1 protein-coding gene is annotated in these 780 nt (G+C 62.9%); it reads left to right on the top strand.

Annotation, left to right across the window (positions count from 1 at the left end; all coding sequences use genetic code 11):
• A partial coding sequence (locus tag ACU8YC_RS25140; RefSeq protein WP_446895978.1) for an RNA-guided endonuclease InsQ/TnpB family protein occupies positions 1–382 on the top strand: 382 nt, incomplete at its 5' end.
• Positions 383–780 lie beyond the last annotated feature (398 nt).

Raw genomic sequence — 780 nt, 5'->3', positions numbered from 1 at the left:
CCTTCACAAGTGTTCGCGGGCGCTAGTGGACCGCGCCCAAAGGATCACGGTCGGAGGCGTGTCGGCCTCGGCGATGACGAAGACCCGGATGGCGAAGAGCGTGCTCGACGCCGGATGGTCGATGTTGCGCGGTATGCTCCGTTACAAATGCGATCACGCAGGGGTGGCCTACGCCGAGGTGGACGAAGCCAACACGACCCGGGCCTGCTCGTCCTGCGGCTGCCTCACCGGCCCCCGCGGACTTGCTGGTCTCGGCATCAGGCGGTGGACGTGCGGCGATTGCGGGGCGGAACACGACCGCGACCAGAACGCCGCGCGGAACATCGCCCGTCTCGGATGTGAGACGCCGTGCCCGTCCGGGCATGGAAGCCCCGGCTTTTAAGTCGGGGAGACATCACGAAGGTGCATCATGACAGCGCGATGACGCCTTCACATAACGTCATGCAGGTGATCGAGAGCCCGTTCGATTCCTCGCACCGGTCGAAAAGCGCCGTCGGTTGGATCTGCAGCCCCGAATGTGGCGTGCACGATCGATGCACCTTCCACGCCTGACGTCGACGAACGGAAATCGGGACGGCCGCGCTGTCCCGATCCGGGCGGGCGAGCGGGAAAGAGCTTTCGGACGCTGTGAAGGCCGGGCAAGGACTGCACGGCTATCCAGAGTGTAAATCATCAAGATTCATGTTCCGCGTTCCGGTTTCAAACGTCGAATGTCTGTAACAGACCCGTGTTCAGGAGCTCCAGGTGCGGATTTTCGCACGCACGCATGACTTGAGAGAT

Source organism: Citrobacter sp. VF227 (assembly GCF_052950715.1).
Note: the sequence above shows the minus strand (reverse complement) of the source record. Positions and strands in the feature narration are given on the sequence as shown.